The organism is Microbacterium sp. (genome assembly GCF_031988965.1).
GTDB lineage: Bacteria > Actinomycetota > Actinomycetes > Actinomycetales > Microbacteriaceae > Microbacterium.
The window spans coordinates 1-3,121 of record NZ_DALZXX010000158.1; the positions used below are offsets into that span (position 1 = coordinate 1).

The 3,121-nt window shown below is 67.7% G+C and carries 4 protein-coding genes; 1 reads left to right on the forward strand and 3 read right to left on the reverse strand.

Going from position 1 to position 3,121, the window contains the following annotated elements:
• Positions 1–396, forward strand: a 396-nt coding sequence (locus RTM68_RS16270) for a hypothetical protein (protein WP_396654244.1), incomplete at its 5' end; no start/stop codon positions are given.
• Between the two features lie 41 nt (positions 397–437).
• Here the strand turns inward: RTM68_RS16270 and RTM68_RS16275 are convergent.
• From RTM68_RS16275 to RTM68_RS16285, 3 genes are all read right to left on the reverse strand, one after another.
• Positions 438–848, reverse strand: coding sequence for a RidA family protein (locus RTM68_RS16275; protein ID WP_312172908.1), 411 nt, complete (start codon positions 846–848; stop codon positions 438–440).
• A 17-nt stretch (positions 849–865) separates the two neighbouring features.
• Complete coding sequence (gene solA / locus RTM68_RS16280) at positions 866–2,077, reverse strand: N-methyl-L-tryptophan oxidase (RefSeq protein WP_312172911.1); 1,212 nt, start codon at positions 2,075–2,077, stop codon at positions 866–868.
• A partial coding sequence (locus RTM68_RS16285; protein ID WP_312172914.1) for a tyramine oxidase subunit B occupies positions 2,074–3,121 on the reverse strand: 1,048 nt, incomplete at its 5' end. The genes solA and RTM68_RS16285, both read right to left, overlap by 4 nt.

Consider the following 3,121-nt stretch of genomic DNA (forward strand, 5'->3'; position numbering starts at 1 on the left):
GCGTCCGACGGAGCCCCCGAGGCCGTTGCCACCTCGCCTCGGCCGAACGCCGGTTCTCGAACCCGCAACCGCGTGATCGCCGGTGCCGCCGGGCTGGCCGCGACCGGAGCGCTCGTCGTCGGACTCGCCGCCTTCACCACACCGGCATCCGACATCGGTCGCGTCGCATCGGGTGCACTCGTGCGCACCGCATCGGTACCTGCCGACACCGCGCCTGCGGAGGCCCCTGCGGCTCCTCCCGTCGAGGTGGTCAGCGACCCGGGCAGCTCCGGGAACAACGGCAACTCCGGAAACAGCGGGAACTCCGGGAACAGCGGGAACTCCGGAAACAACGGCAACTCCGGCAACAGCGGGAACTCGGGCAAGGGCGGCAACGGCAGCTCCGGCAAGAACTGAGCCGCGCCGCCCGTTCACGATTCAGGGGAAGACCGGAGCGCTCACAGATCGATCCGCACGCGCTGCGCAGAGCCGGCGCCGCGATGTGCCGTCACTTCGATCTCGGCCTTGTACTCGCCCGCCAGCGGGCTGCGCGTCATGGTGAGCGCCGGATCGATGCCGCGGAAGGCTTCGCCGATCACCTCCGTCGCCTCGTCCACATGGGACTCGTCGGGCACGAATACCTGGATCCGCACGACATCGGCGAGCGAGGCGTCCACGGCGGCGAGCGCCCGCTCGACCGTGGCGATCGCGAGACGCAGCTGCTCCGCTGCAGTATCGGGGAGGGTCCTCGTCTCGTAGTCGATGCCGGCGGTGTTCGAGACGAAGATCCAGTCGCCGATCGCGACCGCCCGCGAGTAGCTCGCGAGGGTCTCGAACTTGCTTCCGCTCTTCACAGTGGTGATCAGCATCGGTTGCCTCCTTCGTATCAGTGGCCCTGGAGGACCGGGTAGTCGTCTGCGAGCACCAGTTCGTCGGCGCGCGCTCGGGCGCGGCGACGATGGTGATCGAGCGCGAACAGAGGGTGTTGCAACGGACTGGACCCGCTCTCGGCGAGTTCCGCCAGCACCCGTCCATAGGCGGGCGAGAACTTGAAGCCGTTTCCCGAGAACCCGGCGCCGATGACGATCCGCCCCGACTCGGAGACATCGAGGATCGGTACGTGATCGGCCGTCGTCGACTCCGGGTGGATGGACGACCGGACCACCTCGGGCAGGATGCCGGGGAACATCCGGGTGGCGATCGCCGTGCATTCCCTCAGCTGCTCGCGCGACAGTTCGCGGAGATCTGCGGCGGGGTCCTCGATCGCTTCGATGTCGGTCGTGGGGGCGATCTTGACCGAATAGCCGTCGAGCGTGGGAACACCGAAGGCATGCTCTCCGTCCATATCCCGCATCCAGCACGGGAAGCGATCCGGGGTGAACTGGGTGACGTCCTCCGGCATGAACCACGTGAGCGGAATGGCGATCGCGCTCACCAGATCGCGCAGCTCCGGCACGATCCTCGTCGTCCATGCTCCCGTCGTGATGATCACCCGCTGCGCGTGGACGATCCCGGCCGATGTCTGGATCGCGACGCCGTCGCCGCTCTCCTCGATGTCGAGAACCGGGGTGTTGTAGAGGATCTCCGCTCCGCGCCGGATCGCGGCCCGCTGCGCAGTCGCGACCGCGAGCTCGGAACGCAGTCCACCGCCCAGCACATCCATGACCCCGGCATCGCCGTCCTCGATCGCGAACTGCGGATACTCGCGACGGAGCTCCGCGGCATCGAGGAACCTGTGCGGCAGATCCCCGTCCGCGATCGATCGGCGCGTCGACTCGAGGAACGGATGCCCCTCCGGCGCGACCGCGAGGACACCGGTCTTCAGCAGCAGCTGGCGTCCGGACTCGCGTTCGAGCTCGGTCCACAGCGCCCGCGCTTCGAGAGCCGCCGTCGTGTAGAGCGCGCCCTCCTTGTTGGCCGCGCGGAACAGTCGCGACTCGCCGGCGAATGCGGAGTGGCCGTGCGCGGGTCCGTACTGCTCGATGCCCAGCACCGACAGCCCGGTCGACTTCGCGAGGTGCCACAGCGCCATCGACCCCATGGAGCCGGCACCCACCACCGCGACGTCGACGATCCGGATGACCTCTCCCGCGCTCATGCGAGTGCCGGCTCGGTCCACAGGTTCAGCTTCTGGCCGATGCCGCGCTCGAGCGCGTTGCGATAGACCTTCGTGCCCCAGGCGACGTCCTCCACCGGCATCCCTCCGACCGACATGATGACGATCTCGTCATCGCTCTGCCGGCCCGGCCGTCTCCCTGAGACGACGTCGCCGATGTCGACGAGTTCCTCGCGCGCGAGTTCTCCCGCCTTCACGAGGTCCATCCACTTCTGCCCGACCATCGGGATGTGCTCGAAGGAGGGCTTCGGGAACTCGTCGTACCAGGTCTCGTACAGCCCGTACGCGTCGACGACCTTGGTGATGTCGCTCTGAAGGAGCGAGTCGTCGGTGTTGCACAGCGAGGGCATCGCGAAGAACGCCCCCGGCTTGATCCACTCCCGCTGGATCGTCGGATAGTTCTCCGACCCGCCGGCACCGGTGCCCGTGGTGCAGAAGCTCACCAGGTCGCTCCCCCGGACGACGTCCTCGATCGTGTCGACGACCTCGATCGTGGTGATCGTCGGGAACTCATCGCGCACCCACTCCTGGAATCGCGTGAGACTCTCGGCCCCGCGACCCTTGATCTTCAGCGTGTCGATCAACGGGCACGCGTCCATGAAGGCCAGCAGCACAGTGCGCGCCATGACGCCGGGTCCGGCGATCCCTGCGACGCGCGAGTCATTTCGAGCGAAGTGCCGAGCGCCGACACCCGGCACGGCACCCGTGCGGTACGCGGACAGCAGGTTCGCCGACATGAAGGCGAGCGGCGCTCCGGTATCGGTGTCGTTGAGCGTGAACATGAGGATCGACCGCGGCAGCCCCTTCTCGCGGTTGGCGATGTTGGAGCCGTACCACTTGACGCCGGTCGTCTGGAAGTCGCCGCCGAGGTAGGCCGGCATCGCCATGAACCGTCGGTCCTCGGTGGGCACGGGCATGTTCGGGAACGGCGACGTCTCGGGGAACGTCATCATCGCGCCGTGCGAGTCGTTGCTCTCACCGGTCATGCGGTAGTCGCCGGCGGCGAACAGAGCGAACATCTCCTCC

Bases quoted from the DNA above. Each gene is read 5' to 3' on its own strand.
- solA (WP_312172911.1), bottom strand. From the start codon at position 2,077: ATGAGCGCGGGAGAGGTCATCCGGATCGTCGACGTCGCGGTGGTGGGT.
- RTM68_RS16275 (WP_312172908.1), bottom strand. From the start codon at position 848: ATGCTGATCACCACTGTGAAGAGCGGAAGCAAGTTCGAGACCCTCGCG.